The organism is Moritella viscosa (assembly GCF_900120065.1).
GTDB lineage: Bacteria > Pseudomonadota > Gammaproteobacteria > Enterobacterales > Moritellaceae > Moritella > Moritella viscosa.
Window position 1 is genome coordinate 1 of the sequence record NZ_FPLG01000017.1, and the last position, 1,275, is coordinate 1,275.

Annotated in this window: 1 protein-coding gene; it reads right to left on the minus strand. The window is 41.1% G+C overall.

Annotation, left to right across the window (positions count from 1 at the left end; all coding sequences use genetic code 11):
* Positions 1–1,275 (minus strand): ISNCY family transposase (locus BT797_RS23415; RefSeq protein WP_217653251.1); only part of this gene is annotated, 1,275 nt, incomplete at both ends.

Consider the following 1,275-nt stretch of genomic DNA (forward strand, 5'->3'; position numbering starts at 1 on the left):
ATAGCCCGCAGTTGCTCTATTGCCCGCTTTTGAGCAGAACGTTTGGGGGCTTTTTTACTGCGTGAACGTTTATCTTCTAGCTCTAACATCCGTTGTTCAGTTTGAGCGAGTTTTAGCACTGCGCCAAGCCGTTTATTATCAACCACCTGACCTTGATTTACTTTTTGTAGCTTATCAAATATTTGATATTTTAACGTTCGATTCCCATAGTGAATTGCAATTGTGCCATCGGGATAATCTAGCACCTTAACCGTTTCACGCGTTAATCGATTATTTTCATCAGATGATTCAATCATATAAAGCACCTTATCGTATTGTAAAGTTAATGAATTCGATAATTTACGGAGCTCATGCCAAGAGAAAATATTATCTAATTCATAGGGTTGCTCTGTAACTGGTCGGTGCATATTTTTGGCGTAGAGCGGGGGTTTTGCAAATCGGCGATTAAAGTCCGCTATAAATTTTGGTAACCATATATTGGCGTCTTCGATATTATTGATTCCATCCAGGCGCATTTCTTTAATCAATCTGTCCTGTAATGTTTTGTTAGCACGTTCAACGCGGCCTTTCGCTTGAGAGCTATTAGCACAGAACAACTCTATATTCAGGTCTTTCAGAGCCCGTCCAAATTGCGTTATTTTAGCCGTTTTAGCATCCCGGTTATTCACTTTAAATACGGAATGTTTGTCTGAATAAAACGCGGTTGGCTTGCCATATTGCTTTATATATTCACGCGTTATCGCCATGTAATCGAGCGTTGTTTCTGCATTCGTAAATCTTAAACTCATGATCTGACTGGTAGCATCATCGATATAAACGATCAGGCAACATTTATCGCTGCGGCCTTCAAACCAGTCATGATGAGAGCCATCAATTTGTATGAGTTCACCGAAGCAATCACGACGATAGCGAGGCTGATATACCTTAGGTTTACGTTTGGCGTGTGGTCGCCACAGACCGTCGGAAATCATCCATTGACGCAGTGTTTCAACGCCCACAGAAATAGCATGTAGCTCGGTAAGTTTTTCGTGTGCGAGAGTTGGACCAAAATCTTGGTAATGGATCTGCACGAGGTCAAGAACGTGTTGTTTGAATTTATAGGAATGGTGATGGTTACTAGGCTGGCCACGTTTATGTGAAATCAAACCTTCAGTTCCATGTTTTAAATATTGCTTCGTCAGTCGATATACTTGTCGTGTACTTAGGTTTAGAAGCGCGGCAGCATCAACGCCAGAGATACGTTTATCAATGACATTTTTGATGGTGTTAATTCTG